Raw genomic sequence first — 433 nt, forward strand, 5'->3', positions numbered from 1 at the left:
CCCGGGCTTTTTCACGTTGCGGACCACCTGCTCCGGCGGTCAGGCCCAGCCGTTTCGGGCGGCGGCCCAGCCGAGCTGGACCCGGCTGTCCACACCGGCCGCGTCCATCAGCTGGCGGATCCGGCGGTGCACCGTGCGCAGCGAGATGTCCAGCTGCGTGTCGATGGCCTGGTCGGTCTGCCCGGAGAGCAGCAGCGCCAGCACCCGCATGTGCTCGTCCGCCAGCTCGCCGCTGGTCAACTCGGTCACCTCGTCCGGCGCCGGGGCGGGCCGCAGCGGGTACGCCCGCTCCCACGCGGCCTCGAACGACGCGACCAGCACGGCCAGCAGCCCGCTGCGGTGCACCAGGATGGACGCGGGCGAGCCGTCGGCGTCGTGGTGCAGCGGCAGCATGGCGATCTCACCGTCCACGATCATCATCTTGACCGGCACG

The 433-nt window shown here is 72.5% G+C and carries 1 protein-coding gene; it reads right to left on the reverse strand.

All coding sequences use genetic code 11. From position 1 onward, the window contains the following. Positions 1–39: 39 nt before the first annotated feature. A partial coding sequence (locus tag F8279_RS30030; RefSeq protein ID WP_151501737.1) for a LuxR C-terminal-related transcriptional regulator occupies positions 40–433 on the reverse strand: 394 nt, incomplete at its 5' end.

Source organism: Micromonospora sp. AMSO1212t (genome assembly GCF_008868145.1).
In the GTDB taxonomy this organism is placed as follows: domain Bacteria; phylum Actinomycetota; class Actinomycetes; order Mycobacteriales; family Micromonosporaceae; genus Micromonospora; species Micromonospora tulbaghiae.